An 18,830-nucleotide genomic window follows, 5' to 3' on the forward strand; every position below is an offset into this window, starting at 1 on the left:
ATGAGACGTATCAGTACGGCAAATCATGAAGGCTCAAATGTAGAAATTTTGTCGACGCCACGTCAGCAACCTGTGAGATGCCGCACAAACACCTCCTAAACTAATGCCAGTCAGTTAGGCGAAACACGATCTGTAGCAGCTGGCGAAGCCTGCGTTCGGCTACCTGTAGGAGCGAGCTTGCTCGCGATGGTGTGTCAGTCGAGGGATTTGTAGCTGACACACCATCGCGAGCAAGCTCGCTCCTACAGGCAGCCGACTGGATCCTGCTGCGGTTTACGGGATGCTGGTGTGTAACTGGCGTCCCAAGTGGCTGATCAGCCAGGTCACGCTATCAGCGTTAGCCAGTTGCACTGCCAGCCTGATCATTGGATCTTTTTTGAAGATTGTGCGAGCACCGGCCAGATTGTCCTGGCCGGTCAAGCTCAAAATATGATCCTTTACCCGGTCAGTATCGTCATTAACCGTACTGCCCAGATCCTCCCACTCACCGTTATCGGGGTTCAGAACGTTGAACAGCTGTGTATAGGGCGTTTTGGTCGACAGTGCGGTGTCCTGTAGTTCGGTCAAGGCGGTCTTGAGATCAGTGGCAGCAGGGCTGGCTGTTCCTATCAGGTCGACGAAAGGCCTGCCAGAGTCAAGGTAAGCAATGTCCTCGGTGTTGCCGTGAAGGTGCGAAACCTCATGGATCAGCGTGGCCGCCCGGGCATGGGTGTTGATGGGAAAGGCCGCGTCGGACAAATGCGGGCGGTATACGTCGAAACGGGGGGAGAAGAATCTCTCTGTCAGATAGATTTTCTGTTTAGGGTCGTTTAGAAGGGTAAAACCGAAGCTTTCGTCCGTGCGATCAAGGAGGCTGCCGACGACAAAACGCCTGGAGTTCGGCTTTCTGAGCGAGGGGTCCAGCAAGGCCGCAAAAATGTCGCCGAGCATTTTCTCCAGCTTCTCTACGTGCGCGGGCAACACGGCAGGTACATCAATAAAATCCTTGATTAGCTGATGCACGGGGGTGACCGTATCGTCAGTCGCCTTCAGCAGTTGCAGATTCCGAACGCTGTTCCAGGCATAGGTGGTTGCCAGGTCCAGCGCCTGCTCAATCTGACGAGCCTTGCGCGGAAAAATTTGCCGGATTTGGGGCATTCCATGTGCTTCGACATTCATGCTCTCCAACACCATCAGTGCGTTCTGAAACCGGTTGATGAGGCTGAAGCGGGGGGCGGGTGTGCCTTTATCCAGAACCCATTGCCTGGATGCGTTCTGACGGAGATAAGGGCCACGGTTTTTTGTGTCGCCGATACGCCAGCGGGTATCGTGCTGTGCGACGGGATACACCTTGCCTTCAACGGGTCTGTAGTGTTTTTTTGTCGATGGATCCGTGTAGAGCCCAAGCGTGGAATCGAGTGTCAGCGAACCCAGATCGATGTCGATGCTCTCATGACGCTTCAACTGTGTGCGTACGGGGGCAGTGACGTCGATGTCATGCCATTTGAGGGGGATGGCGGGTGTTTGTGGCGCAGACGCACGGGTCGTCGAAGGCAACTGCAGTTGAGTATCCATCGATTGGCGCAATGTCGCGAGTTGCGCAATGCCGCTGATGAACGCTTTGATTGCCGCGCCCCACTTGTGCATTTGCAGGTCTTCGGCGGATTGCTTGATGTCGCGGTAGCTGCGCCATACCGTGAGCGGGTAGGCAAGCTTGCCTGCCAGGAACGTGAATGCCTCTCGCAGATCTTCACCCAACACATGCTTGATCGTTGCCCATTCGCTGTGCTTTTTGTCATCGGACTGACAGCCGAGCAATCGTGCCAACAGCTCGGCATTGTCGTTGAACAAGTGTTTGAACAGATTCCCCTTGATCGGATTGGACGCCAGCGTCACTTCGGTGAGGCGGTTGCTGGTGGTACTCATCCGGTTTTGAAGATGCAATCGATCAGCCGGCGGCAAGTTCATGACTACCCAGTCGAGCAATTCGCCACGCGTCTTCAGTTCTGCCAGCAGTTGTGTTTCATCCTTGTATTCCCGCAACCCGTGCCGAGGGCTGTGAGGCGCGATAAGGACCTGTGGCGCGGTGCTATCAACCGATGAGCCGATCAGATAGACGCCGGGCACTTTAATCGTTTGGTCGCTTTTGATGCCCAGGAACTCAAGGGGGCGGATGATTGCGTGGGCGCCTTCGACGGTTGCACGGGCGATGGCGTCGGGCATGTCCATGACTTGCCGAATCAGATCGAACCCGGTTTTACTCAAGCGCTCTTGCAGCTTTTCGCTGTGGGCATAGTGCAGCAGCTGCCAGGGCAACTGCGCGCAAAACCGCTTCCTGCGGTCCGCTGCGTTTGCCTGGCTGTCTGCAAAGGCTTCGTTCAGTGCTTTCTTTTGATGCTCGCCAAGGTTCAGGTTTCGTATCAGGTCTCTAATGTAGCTTTGGTCCATGTCCTCTGGAATCACGGTGGTATCGAGCGATACCAATTTGAAATGGGTGTTGTCCAGATCCTTGAAGTGGGTCAATGCAAAGTCGGTCAGGGTTTGGGGGCTGGTCGCGGACCTCGGGCGTGTGCTGATCTGGATCTGGACCTTGTCCGGATCGATCTCGAAGTTGTCTGCCTTGAGTTGTTTTTCAACTTCATCGTGAGCGGTGCGCGCCAGGGAGCGTATGCCGGTGAGATAGTCCTTATCCTCGGCGACATGGTTGAGGTATTGCTGAAGCAGCTCCCCATGCAGTATCTGATCTTCAACAGAGGCCTTGGCCAGCCAGGCCGGCAATTTTTGCTGGGTGGTCAGGGACCGGGCAATGTCCGTTGCACGGACTAACCCCGTCATCGGTTGGCGTAGCGCTACCAGTTTCAGAAGGCTGGCCAGGGCCGTCTCGGGGACCCTCGTGGCCAGCGCACGGGTGACGCACGCCTTATCCAGCTGGAGATAGGGCTTTTGCACGTGATCGAAAAAATTGTCGTCTATTCGCTGCAACGGCGCAAAAGTGTAGGTCTGGCCGGGCAATCGTTCGCTGCGTCCAAGGTTTTCCAGAAGGCTGGTGCGATCATTTTCGTCTTTGAGGCGTCGTTCCAGCTCTGCCAGTAACGGCTTCAATGTGATGAAGGCTTCAAACCCCAACGCCGGTGTCCACAGAATCGCCTTGCCCGAATGTGTAGGGTCCAGGCCTCCGCGTTCGGTCAACACAAAGCAACTGGCCAGTTTCAAGAGGGACGTCGCGTCGCCAACCTTCAGTGACAGGGAAAACACGTCAGGCAGAAAACCGTTCAAGGCTGCTCGCTGCAAGCGTACCGGCGTATCGAGCACGGCGTTGATGATCGCCTGTGTCGTCGGAGCCAGGGAGCGCATGACGGTGTGCAGCTTCAATTCACTGCGCAATGCCGTTGACAGGGTGTGAGTGAAACTCGATTGCAAGCGTTCGATCGACGAATTGACGATTTGCTCCACCTCGGCAATCGTGCTGGTTTTTACCGGAATGACCGGGTGATTGTCGAGGCGTTGGTCGAGCGCCTGTTCAACGGCGGAGAGTCGTGCCAGCTGCTCGGTGGCCGACTCGGCGCGCACGGTGGCCGGTTGTGCGCTCCAGCGCTGGTCTGCGTGGGTACTCCAGCGTCCCGCGGCATCGGCAGCCAGTAGTCGATCGTCGATCAATCCCCGGACATCCAGTGCGTTGTCGAGCAGGGCATGGGGATCCTGCGTGCCTTCGCTTTCACGGTAACGGCTCAGCGCATGGGACAGGTTCTCCCGTTGCTTGCCCAGGATGTCGTCCATCAATTGCGCAAACACCGGGGCGGTGATGGGTTCACCGATAATCACGCGCTCATCGGGCTTAAATGAAAGAAACGTGCCGCGTTCGTCCAACGACATGAAGTTGAGTAGCGTGTCTTCATGCCCTTCGCTTTTCATCATCTCCAGGAGGATTTTCCTGACGGCGGGCAGATCGCTCGTGGCCTCGATGCCTCTGGACTGGGTGTACAAAAAGCCCAGCGTGTCGCTGCTGCCGATCATCACGGTCGAGGCCAGCTCCGCGTGATGCTTGAAGGGCGCGGTGACACGCACTTTTTCGATGTGCAGAGGATTGTTGGCACCAGGTTCGAGGCTGACGTTCATCAGTCGCAGGTATTCCTGTGTCGTTAAAACACCTTCCTGACGCTGAAGTAAAAGTCTCCGGTGAAAGGTGTCACGCAACCCCTCGGCAAAAAATGTCGAGCGTGACAGTCCATTGCTCATCGGTGTGTTCCAGAACGTCTCGAGCAGGCTTTGCAAGTGAGGTGTAAAACTTTGCGCGATCTCTTTGACTGCGCTTTCCCAGGCCAGGTTGTCGGCCTCGCTGCTCACTTTGTGTCCAGGATTGGAAAAAGTCCTGGAATCGCCCATCGGCCACTGGTTGGTCAGGTAGTACTGCAGGAGGGCATCGCTCAGAGACAGCGAGGAAAGCGGGTGCAGGTACTCGCTTTCGTCGAAGGCTGAAACCGTTTTGATAAAGCTCTTCAGACGAGTCTGGCGCTGGTCCAGTGTGGGGAATGGTTTGAGCAGTGCGTTCTTGAGGGTTTCATCCAGCATGGATTGCAGTGTGGGCATCTTCAACAGCTCGCCCAACATTGTCTTGAGGTTCTGAGCCTGATTGTTCTCGAGGGTGAGCGCCTGGTCCTCGAAAATCCCGCCTTCGATTTCTTTCGTGGAAATGTCCGGTGCCGTTGCAGCGGGTAAAGCACAGCGTTGCTCGATGGAGAGAAAGCGCAGCAGCTCACGCTTGGCGGTGATCTGCGTCAACCACTCCTTAAGTTTGCTTTTGAGGTCTTCCATGTCCGCGCATTTGGTTAGGCCTTTCCACGGTGTGTAGAGCGTAACCTCACCTTTTTCGGACTGGCTCATGGCGAATGCGCCGGCCAAAGGTACATCCGGCTTGTCCGTTTCGCTCAGCAGCAGCTGGTAAACGTACATCGGTACTTTTTGCGCGGTACGGGCGGCCTTGGTCGCCAGGTAAATGTTCTTCAACCACGTCAGGTCGTCGATCGTGAAGGCGAGCGCTTTCTCGCGATCGCCAGGTTGTTTGGCCATGGAGGCAAGCTCTGCCTCGTCGAAAAAATACGGCAGTGGGAGCGTTGTCATGTGTTTCCTCGAGTGCTGCCATGGGTAGGCAAGCGCAGGTCGTTAAGTCGAGGAAAAACAGTAAGGTCTGTGGAAGGTTGTAGTGCGGTACATATTGCTTGCATCGAACAGGCGGTCGAGACTTGACAGGACGCCGGTAAAACAGCGCTTAATCGGCGACTGCTTTTGGTTGCCCTGCAACCGCGTTCCACCCTGTTGCCCGTACTCAATAATAAAACTGGAGCTTCAGATGACCGCTACACCCAAAATGGCCACGCAAACCCTCGATTTCGAGGCGCTCGTTGTTTTGCTTGAACAGATTTTCCTGCGCCATGGCACATCCGCCGATGTCGCCAGAACACTGGCGCTCAACTGCGCTGGCGCCGAACGCGATGGCGCCCACAGCCATGGTGTGTTCCGTATTCCCGGTTATGTGTCGACGCTGAAAAGCGGCTGGGTCAATGGCCTTGCCGTGCCGGTGGTCGAGGATGTGGCCTCGGGTTTTGTTCGTGTCGACGCGGGCAACGGTTTCGCCCAACCAGCCCTCGCGGCGGCACGCGCGTTGCTTGTGGAAAAGGCCCGCAGTGCCGGCATTGCAGTGCTGGCGATCCGCAATTCCCATCACTTCGCCGCCTTGTGGCCGGATGTCGAACCTTTCGCCTACGAAGGGTTGGTGGCGCTGAGTGTGGTCAACAGCATGACCTGCGTGGTGCCGCATGGCGCTGATCGCCCATTGTTCGGGACCAACCCGATTGCCTTCGCCGCGCCTCGGGCGGACGGTGAGCCGATTGTCTTCGATCTGGCCACCAGCGCCATTGCCCATGGCGATGTGCAGATCGCCGCGCGCAAGGGCGAGCGCTTGCCGGCGGGCATGGGCGTGGACAGCCTGGGTCAGCCGACGCAGGATCCGAAAGCGATTCTGGAAGGGGGGGCGTTGCTGCCGTTCGGTGGGCATAAAGGTTCGGCGCTGTCGATGATGGTGGAACTGCTCGCGGCGGCGTTGACCGGCGGCAATTTCTCCTTCGAGTTCGATTGGTCGAACCATCCGGGGGCCAAGACACCCTGGACTGGCCAGCTGTTGATCGTTATCGACCCGAGCAAGGCCGCCGGGCAGAATTTTGCCGAGCGCAGTCAGGAACTGGTCCGGCAGATGCACGGCGTAGGGCTTAAGCGTTTGCCGGGTGACCGACGACATCATCAGCGGGCCAAGACCAACGCTGATGGCATTCATCTCGACGCGGAAACACTGGCGAACCTGCGGGAGCTGGCAGGGCTTACCGAGGCGTGACAAACATCATCATGTAGGAGCGAGCTTGCTCGCGATGGACTTGTGAACAACGCATGTATTCAGGAAGAACGCGTTATCGTTAACGACCATCGCGAGCAAGCTCGCTCCTACAAAAGCAGAGCCTATTAGCGCCGACCCAGCAACAATCCGACCACCAGGCCGAAGCCTGCGGAGATGGCCACGGTTTGCCACGGATGACCACCGATGTAGGTTTCGGTCGCGTCGACGGCGGGTTTCGTCCGATCACGCACACGGGTCACCGAATCCATTGCCTGCTGGAGTTTCTGGGCGATTTGCCCACGCAGTGTCTCGGCTTCCTCACCGACCAGTGAGGCGCTGCTCTTGAGCAGTTTTTCCGACTCTTCTATCAGAGCCTGAAGTTCACTGAAGGCCTGATCCTTGATTTGGTCTTCGGCGACTTGTGCGGCGGTTCTTCGGGCCATTGGAGTACTCCTTGCGGTGAATGGGCAGTGAACAATGGAGTCTGGCGCACCTGTAAAAGTTGCAGCCATTTTGCGCGAAAACGCCGTCCGGCAGGAAAATCCAGCGCAGGACATTTCCTTCTACAGTGTAAGATGTCGCCTATTTTACGCAGCAGGTAACCCCCATGAGCTTCAATCTGGCCGACAAACCCCTTGCCGAGCGCGCTGCGCTTGAAGATGAGAAATCCCGCCTGTTTGATCTTTGGCAAAGCAACCTGGGTAAATCCAAAGGCGAAGCCGCACGGTTGTTCGGTGAGCGCGCCAAACGCAAAGGCAAATGGGCCGAGTGGGTCCGCGCTGAACTCGATGGCATGTCGCCGCCGGAATTCGCGAACATGGTGCGCAGTGAAGTCAATCGCCTGATGGCTGCCAAGTAAATTTCTGCTGACGCCTTCCCTGTAGGAGCTGCCGCAGGCAGCGATCTTTTGATTCTGCCTTTAAAAACAAGATCAAAAGATCGCAGCCTTCGGCAGCTCCTACACAATCGCTCGGCAAACCCGCCGGCGGTAATCGCCAGATCGATGCTGCGTTCGATCAACGCCTGGGCGACGATCTGGCTGTGGATCTGACGAAAGATCAGCCGTAGCTTCGGCGCCGTCGTTGCAATGTGCTCGATCTAGCGCCGACCGTAGGCGATCTCGAAATCATCCGATAAACCCACCGTGACCGAGCGGCCGTCGTAATGATCAGCGGCGGGGTCAACCATCGCCAGGCTCTGCCGGCATTTGTTCAACGCCTCGCTGACCACCGGTTTTAGTTGATAGGCCTTGAGCGTCGGGGCAAGGCCTCGACCGGTACGCACGAATAATTGATCGCCATACAGCGCCCGCAGCCGGCGCAACGCCGCGCTGACTGCGATTGCGTCACGCCCAGGCGAAGCGCAGCCCGGCTGGAGTCGATCCAGGTCGAGCTCGGTCAAACACAGCAGCGTGCCGCAGCACAGCAGGCCCGGGCTGAAACTCTGGAGCAGCAACTGACGCAGGTGCGTCAGGTTCCCGCCGCCAAGCGCAAGCCGCGGAGCCGAAAATCCACGGCGTCGAAGAGTGATCCCTGAGGATGATGCGGCATCGTCGAACTGATGTGGCTGACCGGGCGTTTGATGCCTGATTAAAGACCATCGCCAACTTCCGAAAAGACCACAGCAAGGCCATCCGAGGTGTCTGCCGCCAGTTCGTTGTGCTGTGTCAGTAGTTGGGACTGTTCGGAGAAAGTCTGGTCGCCATAGACGGCAGAAAAATACGTACTCAATCAAAACAGCAATCGCCTATAAGGCCCCCAGCCAACCTTTCACCAAACCTTAACCAAACGTTTATTCCAGCGTCATGTGCAAGTCATAGGTCTGACACAGCCCCTGCCTAAAGTTGGTTGAACTCCAATGCGGCCAGGGACGGCTGTTCAACCTGACAGAGAAGCCCATGAACGCAGCTATCCATGTCGATCATCTGAACAAGACCTTTGCACGTAAAACCGCACTGGTTGACCTCGAACTCACCATCGCGACCGGTGAGATGGTCGCGCTGATTGGCGCTTCCGGCTCCGGCAAATCCACTTTGTTACGGCACCTCGCGGGGCTGGCCTGTTGCGATCGCAACAGCGGCGGCAGCGTCAAGGTACTGGGGCGGGAAGTGCAGTCCTCCGGACGGCTCAATGGCAAGGTGCGGCGCTTGCGTGCCGACATCGGCTACATCTTCCAGCAGTTCAATCTGGTCAACCGCCTGAGCGTGCTCGATAACGTGCTGCTCGGTTGCCTGGGACGCATGCCACGCTGGCGGGGCAATTTGGGCCTGTTCAATGCCGAGGAAAAGCAGTTTGCCCTCGAGTCTCTGGACCGTGTCGGCCTGGTCGATCTGGCGGAGCAGCGCGCATCCACCTTGTCCGGCGGCCAACAACAGCGCGTGGCGATTGCCCGGGCGCTGACCCAACGCGCCGAGGTCATTCTGGCCGATGAACCGATCGCCTCCCTGGACCCGGAATCGGCGCGCAAGGTCATGGAAATCCTCGCCGACATCAATCGCCGCGACGGCAAGACCGTGGTGGTGACCCTGCATCAAGTGGATTACGCCACACGTTATTGCCCGCGTGCCGTGGCGCTCAAGGGCGGACGTATTCATTTCGATGGCCGTGCTACCGAGCTGAGCGGCCAGTTCCTCAACGATTTGTACGGTGCCGACATCGACACCAGCCTCATGTGCTCCGACCAGCTTCGCCCTGCTGAAGCCGCCCCCCGGCTGGTGTTGGCGCGCGCGTGACTACCCCGGATTACCCAACCGTTCACCCACAGGAAACCTTTTCATGTTGAACCGTATCGGTCGCGTTTTTGCTGGCGCAGCACTGCTCGCCAGCTGTGTGCTGGGCACTGCCCAGGCTGAAGAAAAAGCCATCAACTTCGGGATCATGTCCACCGAGTCCTCGCAGAACCTCAAGAGCATCTGGCAGCCGTTCCTGGATGACATGCAGAAGCAGACCGGCCTGAGGATCAATGCCACGTTCGCGTCCGACTATGCCGGGCTGATCCAGGGCATGCGCTTCAACAAAGTCGACATCGCCTGGCTGGGCAACAAGGCTGCCATCGAAGCGGTGGACCGCTCCAACGGCGAGATATTCGCCCAGACCGCCGCTGCCACCGGTGCTGCCGGCTACTGGAGTCTGTTGATCGCGCGCAAGGACAGTCCGATCAACTCCGTCGATGACATGCTGAAGAACGCCAAGACCCTGACCTTCGGTAACGGCGATCCGAACTCCACCTCGGGCTACCTGGTGCCGGGCTACTACGTGTTCGCCAAGAACAACGTCGATGCCGCCACCGCGTTCAAACGCACCCTCAACTCCAGCCATGAGGTCAATGCCTTGAGCGTGGCCAAGGGCCAACTGGATGTGGCGACCTTCAACACCGAAAGCTGGGACCGTCTGGAAGTCACTCAGCCGGACAAGGCAGCACTGCTCAAGGTGATCTGGAAGTCGCCGATGATTCCCGCCGACCCGCTGGTGTGGAGCAAGGCACTGAGCGACAGCGAGAAGGCCAAGATCCGCGATTTCATCTTCAGCTACGGCGACACCGACTCCGAGAAAGCCGTGCTCAAGGGCATGCAGCTGGGCAAGTTCCTGAAATCCAGCGACGACCAACTGTTGCCGATCCGTCAGCTTGAGTTGTTCAAGCAGCGCACCACGATCAGCGCCGACGACAAACTGGAAGCCGCCGACAAGGCCAAGAAACTGGCCGACATCGATGCCGAGCTGGCCAAGCTGCAAGAGCGCATCACCTTGCTCGACAAAACCGCTGACAAAAAATCCGCAGCCAACGGCTAACGAGTGTGGGAGCGGGCTTGCTCGCGAAAGCGGTGTGTCATTCAACAAATATGGCGACTGGTACACCGCATTCGCGAGCAAGCCCGCTCCCACAGGGTTTCGCATCAGCCAACGCATTCGGAAATTTTTAGAGAATCCTCATGACCACTCTCCACGCTGAAGCTGTCGGCAAGCGTACCTGGCCGCAGTACGCCGGTTGGGGCCTGTTCCTGGTCCTGCTGGTCTGGGCCTGGCACGGCGCCGAGATGAACCCGATGGCGCTGTACCGCGACTCCGGAAACATGGCGACCTTCGCCGCTGATTTCTTCCCGCCGGACTTCCATGAATGGCGCTCGTACCTCAAGGAAATGATCGTCACCGTTCAAATCGCCCTTTGGGGCACAGTGTTGGCGATTGTCTGTTCGATTCCCCTGGGGATTCTGTGCTCGGAAAACATCACACCCTGGTGGATTCACCAGCCGCTGCGTCGGGTGATGGACGCTTTCCGTTCGATCAACGAAATGGTCTTCGCCATGTTGTTTGTGGTGGCCGTCGGACTGGGACCGTTTGCCGGTGTACTGGCGCTGTGGATCAGCACCACCGGTGTGCTTGCCAAGCTGTTTGCCGAAGCGGTCGAGGCCATCGACCCGGGCCCGGTTGAAGGCGTTCGTGCCACTGGTGCCAGCGCGCTGCAAGAGGTGATCTACGGGATCATTCCGCAAGTGATGCCGCTGTGGGTGTCGTACGCGCTGTACCGCTTCGAGGCCAACGTGCGTTCGGCGACGGTGGTGGGAATGGTCGGTGCCGGTGGGATCGGGGTGATTCTCTGGGAAAACATCCGCGCCTTCCAGTTCGTGCAGACCTGTGCGGTGCTGCTGGTGATCATCGTGGTGGTGAGCCTGATCGACATCCTGTCGCAACGCCTGCGCAAGCAGTTCATCTGAATTTCGGAGGGGTGCCCGTGGGCGCTTTTTTAAGCATGCAGTTGTCTAGACAAGATGAGCCGGTGTACCGCGAACTGGCCGACGTCCTGCGTCGTGAGCTAGCCGATTATCAGGCCGGGGACTTCCTGCCGGCGGAAGTGCAGTTGGCCGAGCGTTTCGGGGTCAACCGCCATACCTTGCGCCGCGCCATCGATGAGTTGGTGTTCGAAGGCAGTCTGCTGCGCCGCCAGGGCAAGGGCACGCAGGTGCTGGAGCGGCCGCTGATTTATCCGATGGCCGCCGACAGTGCCTACAGCCAGTTGTTATCGGACCAGGGGTTGGACGTCGAGGCGCTACTGCTCAAACGTCGTTACTGCTTCGCCAGTCGTGAAGAGGCGCAACACCTCGGTCTTGCCGAGATGGCGCCAATGATCGAGTTGCAGACCCTGCGCAAACTCGATCACCAACCGGTCAGCCTGATCCGCCATCGCTACTGCGCCAGCCATGCGCCGATGCTGGCGGACTACACCGGCGGCTCATTGCGCCAGTACCTCAGCGAACGCGATCTGCCATTGACCCGCACGCTGAGCCTGATCGGCGCCCGTTTGCCCAGCCGCGAAGAAGCCGCGTTGCTGATGATGCCCCGGCATTTGCCGGCGCTGAGTGTGTTCACCCTTTCCTGCGACCGCGACGGCCGTCCGGTGGAGCTCGCCCAGACCACCAGCCGTTCGGATCGCTTCCAGTACCAGGTCGTCACCTGATGGAGAACTTACCGATGAACCCTGCTCCTTATTCTGCGCGGCAGCACTGGATTGGCGTGCTGGCCCGCGCCCGTCGCGATGAGTTGCAACCCCATGAAGCCGCACTGCGCGACATCGAATACCAACTGATCCGCGGCCCGGAAATCGGCATGACCCTGGTTCGTGGCCGCATGGGCGGCAACGGTGCGCCGTTCAACGTCGGCGAAATGAGCGTAACCCGTTGCGTGGTGCGCCTGGCCGATGGCCGTACCGGCTACAGCTACGTGGCGGGGCGCGACAAGGCCCACGCCGAATTGGCGGCCCTGGCTGACGCGCATTTGCAGGGCACGCAACAGCGCCATTGGCTTGATGAAGTGATCACGCCGTTGGCTAACGCCCAGGCAGAACGCCGGGCGCAGAAAGAGGCGGAAACCGCCGCCACCAAAGTCGAATTCTTTACCCTCGTGCGAGGAGAAAACTGATGAGCGCACTGCTATTGCAACCGGCGTTTTCCGATCCGGTGCTGGATGCCCAGCGCGGTTTTCGCGCTGCGCTCAAAGCGCTGGCCAGCCCCGGATTAATCCAGACATTGCATACCACTCCGAGCCTTGAAGGGCTGGCGCCAGCCACTTACGCATTGTGCCTGGCCTTGCTGGATGTCGACACGCCGCTGTGGCTGGCGCCGTCTTTCGACACGCCGGCGATCCGCGCCAATCTGGCGTTCCACTGCGGCTGCCCACTGACACCGCATCGGGAAGGCGCGCGTTTTGCCTTGCTGGGTGCCGAGGACCTGCTCGACCTCAGCGGCTTCGACCACGGTAATGACCGTTACCCCGATCAGTCCTGCACCTTGCTGGTTCAGCTGCCGAGCCTCGACGGCGGGGCAGGGATGGCCTGGTGCGGACCGGGGATCGAGACCGAGCATCAGGTCAGTCTGCCTCTGACCGACGGTTTCTGGCGCGAGCGCGAACAGCGCAACGAATTCCCTCGCGGGCTGGACGTGTTTTTCACCACCGGTCACGACTTTATCGGCCTGCCACGCAGCACGCGGGTCGCCCGCACAGCACAGGAGCTTGTCTGATGTACGTAGCCGTCAAGGGTGGCGAACAGGCCATCGACAATGCCCACCGTCTGCTGGCGAAAAAACGCCGGGGAGATACCTCGGTCACTGAGCTGAGCGTCGAGCAAATCCGTCAGCAACTGCCGCTGGCGGTGGCGCGGGTAATGAGCGAAGGCTCGCTGTACGACGAAGAACTGGCCTCGCTGGCGATCAAGCAAGCGGCGGGCGATCTGGTCGAAGCGATCTTCCTGCTGCGGGCCTATCGCACCACGTTGCCGCGTTTCAGCCCGAGCCTGCCGATCGACACGTCAAGCATGCAACTCAGCCGGCGTTTGTCCGCCACGTTCAAGGACGTGCCGGGCGGGCAGCTGCTGGGCCCAACCTTCGATTACACCCATCGTCTGCTCGACTTTGCATTGCTCGCCGAAGGCGAATACCCGGGACCGCAAACCACCCCGAACGCCAGCCTCGAACCTTGCCCACGGGTCCTGGGTTTGCTGGCCAAGGAAGGTTTGATCAAGAACGAGTCCGACAACGACGAAACAGTGGCGGACATCACCCGAGACCCACTGGAACTCCCCGCCAGCCGTGCCCAACGCTTGCAGGCGCTGGCGCGTGGCGATGAAGGTTTTCTGCTGGCACTGGGTTATTCCACCCAGCGCGGTTATGGCCGCAACCACCCGTTCGCCGGGGAGATTCGCATCGGTGAAGTGGAGGTGTGGATCGATCCCGAAGAGTTGGGCTTCCCCATCGCTTTGGGCAGCATCGAAGTCACCGAGTGCGAGATGGTCAACCAGTTCGTCGGTTCCGCCACCGAACTGGCGCAGTTCACCCGCGGCTACGGTTTGGCGTTCGGGCATGCCGAGCGCAAGGCCATGGGCATGGCGCTGGTCGACCGCGCACTGCGCGCCAAGGAGTTCAACGAAGAGATCGAGTCGCCGGCGCAGCAGGAAGAGTTCGTGCTGATGCATTGCGACAACGTCGAGGCCGCGGGTTTTGTCTCGCACCTCAAATTACCTCACTACGTGGATTTCCAGGCCGAACTGGAACTGATCCGCAAACTGCGCAAGCCTGCCGAGGCCAACAGCCATGAATGACCTGAGCAATCCCATGAAGGGCCGGGCGCCGGAGCGCGATGCCGCGTACAACTTCGCCTACCTCGACGAACAGACCAAACGCATGATCCGCCGCGCCTTGCTCAAGGCCGTGGCGATCCCCGGTTATCAAGTGCCGTTCGGTGGCCGCGAGATGCCACTGCCTTACGGCTGGGGCACCGGTGGCATGCAACTGACCGCAGCGATTCTCGGTGCTGAAGACGTGCTCAAGGTCATCGACCAGGGCGCGGACGACACCACCAACGCTGTGTCGATCCGTCGCTTTTTCGCCCGGACCGCTGGCGTCGCAACCACCGAAAATACCCCGGACGCGACGGTGATCCAGACCCGTCACCGCATCCCTGAAACGCCGCTGCACGCTGATCAGATCATGGTGTATCAGGTGCCGATTCCGGAGCCGTTGCGCTTTATCGAGCCGTCGGAAACCGAGACCCGGACCATGCACGCCCTCAATGATTACGGGGTGATGCACGTCAAACTCTACGAGGACATCGCCACCTTCGGCCACATCGCCACCGCCTACGCCTACCCGGTGATGGTGGACGAGCGCTACGTGATGGACCCGTCGCCGATTCCCAAATTCGACAACCCGAAACTCGACATGAGTCCTGCGCTGATGCTGTTCGGCGCGGGTCGTGAAAAGCGTTTGTATGCCGTGCCGCCGTACACAAAAGTCACCAGTCTCGACTTTGAGGATCACCCCTTCGAAGTGCAGAAGTGGGACGAGTCCTGCGCCATTTGCGGCAGCCACGAGTCCTTCCTCGACGAGCTGATCATCGACGACGCCGGAACCCAGAGTTTTGTGTGTTCCGACACTTATTACTGCGCCCAGCGCGTCAGCCAGCAGGAGCAGGGCCAATGAACCAGGCACTGAAAAATGAACTGTCCGCCGCCACCGCTGAGCCCTTGCTGCGAGTGCGCGACCTGTCGTTGTTGTACGGCTTGGAGAAGGGTTGCCAGGACGTCAGTTTTGACCTGTATCCCGGTGAGGTGCTGGGGATTGTCGGCGAGTCCGGTTCGGGCAAATCGACCTTGCTCTCGTTGCTCAGCGGCCGCCTGCCGCCCCAGCGCGGCAGCATCGGTTACCGCGACAAACAGGGCCAATGGCTCGACCTGTACAGCGCCAGCGAAGCCGAGCGCCGGACCTTGCTACGCACCGAGTGGGGTTTCGTCGAACAGAATCCTCGCGACGGTTTGCGCATGGGCGTTTCGGCCGGCGCCAACATCGGCGAGCGCCTGATGGCCCAGGGCGTACGCAATTACCAGCAGCTGCGCGGGGCAGGGATCGACTGGCTGAGCCAGGTGGAAATCGATCCACTGCGCATCGACGACTTGCCCCGGACCTTCTCCGGCGGCATGCAACAACGGCTGCAAATCGCCCGCAATCTGGTGTCTAGCCCGCGGCTGGTGTTCATGGACGAACCGACGGGGGGACTCGATGTGTCGGTGCAGGCTCGGTTGCTCGACCTGTTGCGTGGGTTGGTGCGCGAGCTGGACCTTGCGGTGGTCATCGTTACGCACGACCTGGCGGTGGCGCGTCTGCTGGCCGATCGGCTGATGGTGATGCGCCGCTCGCGGGTAGTGGAAACCGGCCTTACCGACCAGATCCTCGACGATCCACAACACCCTTACTCACAACTGCTGGTGTCTTCGGTGTTGCAACCGTGAAGTCCCGTTTATCTGTGGAATCCGAGCGATGAATACCTTGATCGAGGTCCGTGACCTCTCGAAAACCTTCACCCTGCATCAACAGCACGGCGTGGTCCTGAACGTGCTGCGCGGGGTGGATTTCAGCGTGGCGGCCGGTGAATGTCTGGTGCTGCATGGTCAGTCCGGTGCCGGTAAAAGCACGTTGCTGCGCACGCTGTATGGCAATTACCTGCCAGCCGGCGGCAGCATCCGCGTACAGCATGACGGCCACTGGCTGGAGCTGGTGGGCGCCGAGCCCCGTGACATTCTGCAGGTGCGCCAACGAACCCTGGGTTATGTCAGTCAGTTCTTGCGGGTGATCCCGCGGGTAGCGTGTCTGGATGTGGTGATGGAGCCGGCGCTGGCCCGCGGCTGGTCAAAAAGCCTGGCGCAATCACGTGCCGAGCTGCTGCTCAGCCGCCTGAACATTCCACAACGCCTCTGGCAATTGGCACCCGGCACCTTCTCCGGTGGCGAGCAACAACGGGTCAATATCGCCCGCGGTTTTATGGTCGCCTGGCCGGTGATGCTGCTCGACGAGCCGACGGCTTCTCTGGATGACACCAATCGCGAGGTGGTGCTGGAACTGATGAACGAAGCGAAAACGGAGGGGGCCGCGTTAATCGGCATCTTCCATGACCGCGCCGCCCGCGAGGCGGTTGCCGATCGCCATCTCGACATGACCCCAGCCGCTGTGAACCACGAGGAATACGCCGATGTCCGCTGAACAGATCCTCAGCAATGCCCGCCTGGTCACCGCTGACCGTGTGTTCGTCGGCACCCTCGTGCTGCGCGACGGGTTGATCGCCGAAATCGTCGAAGGCCCAAGCCGCTTGCCTCAGGCCCAAGACCTCAACGGTGATTTCCTGCTGCCGGGCCTCGTGGAGTTGCACACCGACAACCTGGAAAAACACATGACCCCGCGCCCCGGCGTGGACTGGCCGTCGACCTCGGCGGTGCTCAGTCACGATGCGCAGATCATCGCGGCCGGCATCACCACGGTGTTTGACGCCGTGTCCATCGGTGATGTGAATCCCAAAGGCAATCGCATGAAGAAATTGCCGGGGATGCTTGAGGCGATCTCTAGCGCTTGCGATGCCGGACTGACCCGTGCCGAACACCGACTGCACCTGCGTTGTGAACTTTGCCACCCGGACACGTTGAGTGTGTTCCGCGACCTGGTCGAACATCCCCTGGTGCAACTGGTGTCGGTGATGGACCACTCGCCGGGTCAACGTCAATTCGTCCTGGAGTCCAAGTACCGCGAGTACTACATGGGCAAATACAATCTGACGACTACGCAAATGGATGAATTCGTCGTGTTGCAGATGGCCAACTCCCGTGAATACAGTGCCCGCCATCGCGCGGCGATCGTGGAGCACTGCCTGGCCCTCGGCCTGTCGGTGGCCAGCCATGACGACGCGACCCTGGCTCACGTCGAAGAGTCAGCGGGCTATGGCATGTCCATTGCCGAGTTCCCCACCACCCTTGAGGCGGCGCGCGGCTGTCAGCAGTTAGGCATGAAAGTGCTGATGGGCGCACCGAACGTTGTGCGCGGCGGTTCCCACTCGGGTAACGTCGCCGCCGCCGACCTGGCCGCTGAAGGGCTGCTGGACATCCTGTCCAGTGATTACTATCCGGCCAGCCTGTTGCAAGCGGCGTTTTTACTGGCGTCCCAGAGCAAGTGCGACCTGGCTCAGGCGGTGCGCATGGTCACCCTGGCCCCGGCCAGAGCGGCAGGGCTGAGTGATCGCGGCGAGATTGCTGTGGGTTTGCGAGCGGATCTTGTGCAAGCCAGGAACCAGGGCGGGCTGCCAGTCGTTCAACAAGTCTGGCGCCAAGCGAAGAGGGTGTTTTGATGGCGGGCAGGTTGATCTATCTCATCGGACCTTCAGGTTCGGGCAAGGACAGCCTGCTGGATGGCGCACGCGTGCGGTTGGCCGAACGCGATTGTCGTATCGTGCGGCGGGTCATCACCCGCTCGGCGGAAGCGGTGGGGGAAGCGGCACAAGGCGTCAGTGCGCAACAGTTCGCCGAGAGGGAGGCTCAGGGCGCGTTTGCCCTGAGCTGGCATGCCAATGGTTTGTCCTATGGGATCCCACGGGAGATCGACGATTGGCTGGCGGCGGGGCAGGATGTGCTGGTCAATGGGTCTCGCGGTCATCTGCCGCAGACCCGCTTGCGTTATCCAAACGTGCTCGTGCTCTTGCTGACGGTCGATCAGGCTGTATTGCGCCAGCGCTTGCTGGCACGGGGGCGTGAAACGGTCGGCGAGATTAATGATCGGCTGGCGCGCAATGCCTGTTTCAGCAACCGCGTGCTCGCCGAACACGATCCGGCGTTGTGTGTGATCGACAACTCCGGGCCGCTGGAGCGCACGGTCGAATGCTTGCTGGCCTGCGTCGACGGGCAACCCGTATGCGCCTGACCTTGCTAGGCACCGGTGACGCCCGACAGGTGCCGGTCTACGGCTGCGAATGCGCGGCCTGCGACCTGGCTCGCAACGATGAACGCCTGAGACGTCGTCCGTGCAGCGCGTTGATCGAGTGCGGCGATCAGCGCTGGTTGATCGACAGCGGCCTGTCCGACCTGACCGAACGCTTCCCGCCGCGCAGCTTCAACGGCATTTTCCAGACCCACTACCACGCCGATCACGCCCAAGGGCTGCTGCATTTGCGTTGGGGTCAGGGGCTGGTGATTCCGGTGCATGGTCCGGTAGACCCGGAAGGCCTGGCCGACCTCTACAAGCATCCGGGGATACTCGATTTCAGCCAGCCTTTCGACGCCTTTGAAACCCGGCAGTTCGGCACGCTCAGCATGACGGCGTTACCGCTGCAACATTCAAGACCGACGCTTGGTTACTTGTTGGAGGGAGAGGGACGGCGTATCGCTTATCTGACCGACACCGTGGGTTTGCCGCCGGCCACCAAGGAATGGCTGCAACGCGCTCCCCTTGATGTGCTGGTACTCGACTGTTCGATGCCGCCGCAACCTCAGGCTCCGCGTAATCACAACGATCTGAATCTTGCGTTGCGTTGCGTTGAGGACCTGCAACCGGAGTTGGCGGTGTTGACACATATCGGGCATACGTTGGATGCCTGGTTACTTGAGCATCGCAGCGAGTTGCCGGGGAATGTCAGGGTTGGTTGTGATGGGTGCGTGCTCTAGACCT

The 18,830-nt window shown here is 59.8% G+C and carries 17 protein-coding genes and 2 pseudogenes; 16 read left to right on the top strand and 3 right to left on the bottom strand.

Going from position 1 to position 18,830, the window contains the following annotated elements; translation table 11 throughout:
* Positions 1-273: 273 nt before the first annotated feature.
* On the bottom strand, positions 274-5,097 hold the full coding sequence (locus JFU37_RS25745; protein WP_201119850.1) for a dermonecrotic toxin domain-containing protein: 4,824 nt from the start codon (positions 5,095-5,097) through the stop codon (positions 274-276).
* 229 nt (positions 5,098-5,326) lie between these two features.
* Here JFU37_RS25745 and JFU37_RS25750 point away from each other — a divergent pair, with 229 nt between their 5' ends.
* Positions 5,327-6,364 (top strand): Ldh family oxidoreductase, encoded by a 1,038-nt coding sequence (locus JFU37_RS25750; RefSeq protein ID WP_201119851.1) that lies wholly within the window; start codon positions 5,327-5,329, stop codon positions 6,362-6,364.
* 125 nt (positions 6,365-6,489) lie between these two features.
* Here JFU37_RS25750 and JFU37_RS25755 read toward each other — a convergent pair whose 3' ends face one another.
* Positions 6,490-6,807 carry a DUF883 family protein gene (locus JFU37_RS25755; RefSeq protein WP_201119852.1) on the bottom strand — a complete coding sequence of 106 codons (318 nt, stop codon included), beginning with the start codon at positions 6,805-6,807 and terminating at the stop codon, positions 6,490-6,492.
* Positions 6,808-6,971: 164 nt separating this feature from the next.
* On the opposite strand from JFU37_RS25755, the gene JFU37_RS25760 reads away from it, so the two are divergent.
* Complete coding sequence (locus JFU37_RS25760) at positions 6,972-7,223, top strand: hypothetical protein (protein WP_008155229.1); 252 nt, start codon at positions 6,972-6,974, stop codon at positions 7,221-7,223.
* Between the two features lie 104 nt (positions 7,224-7,327).
* Here JFU37_RS25760 and JFU37_RS25765 read toward each other — a convergent pair.
* Positions 7,328-7,740, bottom strand: a pseudogene (locus tag JFU37_RS25765) (LysR family transcriptional regulator); the annotation flags it as partial.
* Positions 7,741-7,915: 175 nt separating this feature from the next.
* On the opposite strand from JFU37_RS25765, the pseudogene JFU37_RS30855 reads away from it, so the two are divergent.
* The 14 genes and pseudogenes from JFU37_RS30855 to phnP form a co-directional block, all read left to right on the top strand.
* Positions 7,916-8,034: pseudogene (locus JFU37_RS30855) on the top strand (hypothetical protein); the annotation flags it as partial.
* Positions 8,035-8,261: 227 nt separating this feature from the next.
* On the top strand, positions 8,262-9,095 hold the full coding sequence (gene phnC / locus JFU37_RS25770; protein WP_201119853.1) for a phosphonate ABC transporter ATP-binding protein: 834 nt from the start codon (positions 8,262-8,264) through the stop codon (positions 9,093-9,095).
* Between the two features lie 43 nt (positions 9,096-9,138).
* Entirely contained in the window at positions 9,139-10,152 is a 1,014-nt protein-coding gene (gene phnD / locus JFU37_RS25775; RefSeq protein ID WP_201119854.1) for a phosphonate ABC transporter substrate-binding protein, read from the top strand.
* A gap of 140 nt (positions 10,153-10,292) precedes the next feature.
* On the top strand, positions 10,293-11,075 hold the full coding sequence (phnE, locus tag JFU37_RS25780; protein ID WP_201119855.1) for a phosphonate ABC transporter, permease protein PhnE: 783 nt from the start codon (positions 10,293-10,295) through the stop codon (positions 11,073-11,075).
* A 35-nt stretch (positions 11,076-11,110) separates the two neighbouring features.
* The gene (gene phnF, locus JFU37_RS25785; RefSeq protein ID WP_201119856.1) at positions 11,111-11,815 is read left to right on the top strand and encodes a phosphonate metabolism transcriptional regulator PhnF; all 705 of its coding nucleotides are present in this window, start codon (positions 11,111-11,113) and stop codon (positions 11,813-11,815) included.
* Positions 11,816-11,829: 14 nt separating this feature from the next.
* Positions 11,830-12,276 (top strand): phosphonate C-P lyase system protein PhnG, encoded by a 447-nt coding sequence (gene phnG / locus JFU37_RS25790; RefSeq protein WP_201119857.1) that lies wholly within the window; start codon positions 11,830-11,832, stop codon positions 12,274-12,276.
* Positions 12,276-12,875, top strand: a complete 600-nt coding sequence (gene phnH, locus JFU37_RS25795) for a phosphonate C-P lyase system protein PhnH (RefSeq protein ID WP_201119858.1) — start codon at positions 12,276-12,278, stop codon at positions 12,873-12,875. Before phnG ends, phnH begins: the two co-directional genes overlap by 1 nt.
* Positions 12,875-13,951, top strand: a complete 1,077-nt coding sequence (locus tag JFU37_RS25800) for a carbon-phosphorus lyase complex subunit PhnI (protein ID WP_201119859.1) — start codon at positions 12,875-12,877, stop codon at positions 13,949-13,951. The genes phnH and JFU37_RS25800 overlap by 1 nt, the downstream gene beginning before the upstream one ends.
* A 13-nt stretch (positions 13,952-13,964) precedes the next feature.
* Positions 13,965-14,831, top strand: coding sequence for an alpha-D-ribose 1-methylphosphonate 5-phosphate C-P-lyase PhnJ (locus JFU37_RS25805; protein WP_201120084.1), 867 nt, complete (start codon positions 13,965-13,967; stop codon positions 14,829-14,831).
* Positions 14,828-15,637, top strand: a complete 810-nt coding sequence (gene phnK, locus JFU37_RS25810) for a phosphonate C-P lyase system protein PhnK (RefSeq protein WP_201119860.1) — start codon at positions 14,828-14,830, stop codon at positions 15,635-15,637. The genes JFU37_RS25805 and phnK overlap by 4 nt, the downstream gene beginning before the upstream one ends.
* A 28-nt stretch (positions 15,638-15,665) precedes the next feature.
* On the top strand, positions 15,666-16,385 hold the full coding sequence (phnL, locus tag JFU37_RS25815; protein ID WP_201119861.1) for a phosphonate C-P lyase system protein PhnL: 720 nt from the start codon (positions 15,666-15,668) through the stop codon (positions 16,383-16,385).
* Positions 16,375-17,517, top strand: coding sequence for an alpha-D-ribose 1-methylphosphonate 5-triphosphate diphosphatase (locus tag JFU37_RS25820; protein WP_201119862.1), 1,143 nt, complete (start codon positions 16,375-16,377; stop codon positions 17,515-17,517). Before phnL ends, JFU37_RS25820 begins: the two co-directional genes overlap by 11 nt.
* On the top strand, positions 17,517-18,086 hold the full coding sequence (gene phnN / locus JFU37_RS25825; RefSeq protein WP_201119863.1) for a phosphonate metabolism protein/1,5-bisphosphokinase (PRPP-forming) PhnN: 570 nt from the start codon (positions 17,517-17,519) through the stop codon (positions 18,084-18,086). The genes JFU37_RS25820 and phnN overlap by 1 nt, the downstream gene beginning before the upstream one ends.
* Positions 18,077-18,826 carry a phosphonate metabolism protein PhnP gene (phnP, locus tag JFU37_RS25830; protein WP_201120085.1) on the top strand — a complete coding sequence of 250 codons (750 nt, stop codon included), beginning with the start codon at positions 18,077-18,079 and terminating at the stop codon, positions 18,824-18,826. Before phnN ends, phnP begins: the two co-directional genes overlap by 10 nt.
* The last annotated feature ends 4 nt before the right edge of the window (positions 18,827-18,830 follow it).

The organism is Pseudomonas sp. TH41 (assembly GCF_016650695.1).
In the GTDB taxonomy this organism is placed as follows: Bacteria; Pseudomonadota; Gammaproteobacteria; order Pseudomonadales; family Pseudomonadaceae; genus Aquipseudomonas.

Bases quoted from the DNA above. Each gene is read 5' to 3' on its own strand.
- JFU37_RS25755 (WP_201119852.1), bottom strand. From the start codon at position 6,807: ATGGCCCGAAGAACCGCCGCACAAGTCGCCGAAGACCAAATCAAGGAT.
- phnL (WP_201119861.1), top strand. From the start codon at position 15,666: ATGAATACCTTGATCGAGGTCCGTGACCTCTCGAAAACCTTCACCCTG.
- phnF (WP_201119856.1), top strand. From the start codon at position 11,111: ATGCAGTTGTCTAGACAAGATGAGCCGGTGTACCGCGAACTGGCCGAC.
- JFU37_RS25760 (WP_008155229.1), top strand. From the start codon at position 6,972: ATGAGCTTCAATCTGGCCGACAAACCCCTTGCCGAGCGCGCTGCGCTT.
- phnK (WP_201119860.1), top strand. From the start codon at position 14,828: ATGAACCAGGCACTGAAAAATGAACTGTCCGCCGCCACCGCTGAGCCC.
- phnP (WP_201120085.1), top strand. From the start codon at position 18,077: ATGCGCCTGACCTTGCTAGGCACCGGTGACGCCCGACAGGTGCCGGTC.
- phnD (WP_201119854.1), top strand. From the start codon at position 9,139: ATGTTGAACCGTATCGGTCGCGTTTTTGCTGGCGCAGCACTGCTCGCC.
- JFU37_RS25745 (WP_201119850.1), bottom strand. From the start codon at position 5,097: ATGACAACGCTCCCACTGCCGTATTTTTTCGACGAGGCAGAGCTTGCC.
- phnH (WP_201119858.1), top strand. From the start codon at position 12,276: ATGAGCGCACTGCTATTGCAACCGGCGTTTTCCGATCCGGTGCTGGAT.
- JFU37_RS25805 (WP_201120084.1), top strand. From the start codon at position 13,965: ATGAAGGGCCGGGCGCCGGAGCGCGATGCCGCGTACAACTTCGCCTAC.
- JFU37_RS25800 (WP_201119859.1), top strand. From the start codon at position 12,875: ATGTACGTAGCCGTCAAGGGTGGCGAACAGGCCATCGACAATGCCCAC.
- phnN (WP_201119863.1), top strand. From the start codon at position 17,517: ATGGCGGGCAGGTTGATCTATCTCATCGGACCTTCAGGTTCGGGCAAG.
- JFU37_RS25820 (WP_201119862.1), top strand. From the start codon at position 16,375: ATGTCCGCTGAACAGATCCTCAGCAATGCCCGCCTGGTCACCGCTGAC.
- phnE (WP_201119855.1), top strand. From the start codon at position 10,293: ATGACCACTCTCCACGCTGAAGCTGTCGGCAAGCGTACCTGGCCGCAG.
- phnG (WP_201119857.1), top strand. From the start codon at position 11,830: ATGAACCCTGCTCCTTATTCTGCGCGGCAGCACTGGATTGGCGTGCTG.
- phnC (WP_201119853.1), top strand. From the start codon at position 8,262: ATGAACGCAGCTATCCATGTCGATCATCTGAACAAGACCTTTGCACGT.
- JFU37_RS25750 (WP_201119851.1), top strand. From the start codon at position 5,327: ATGACCGCTACACCCAAAATGGCCACGCAAACCCTCGATTTCGAGGCG.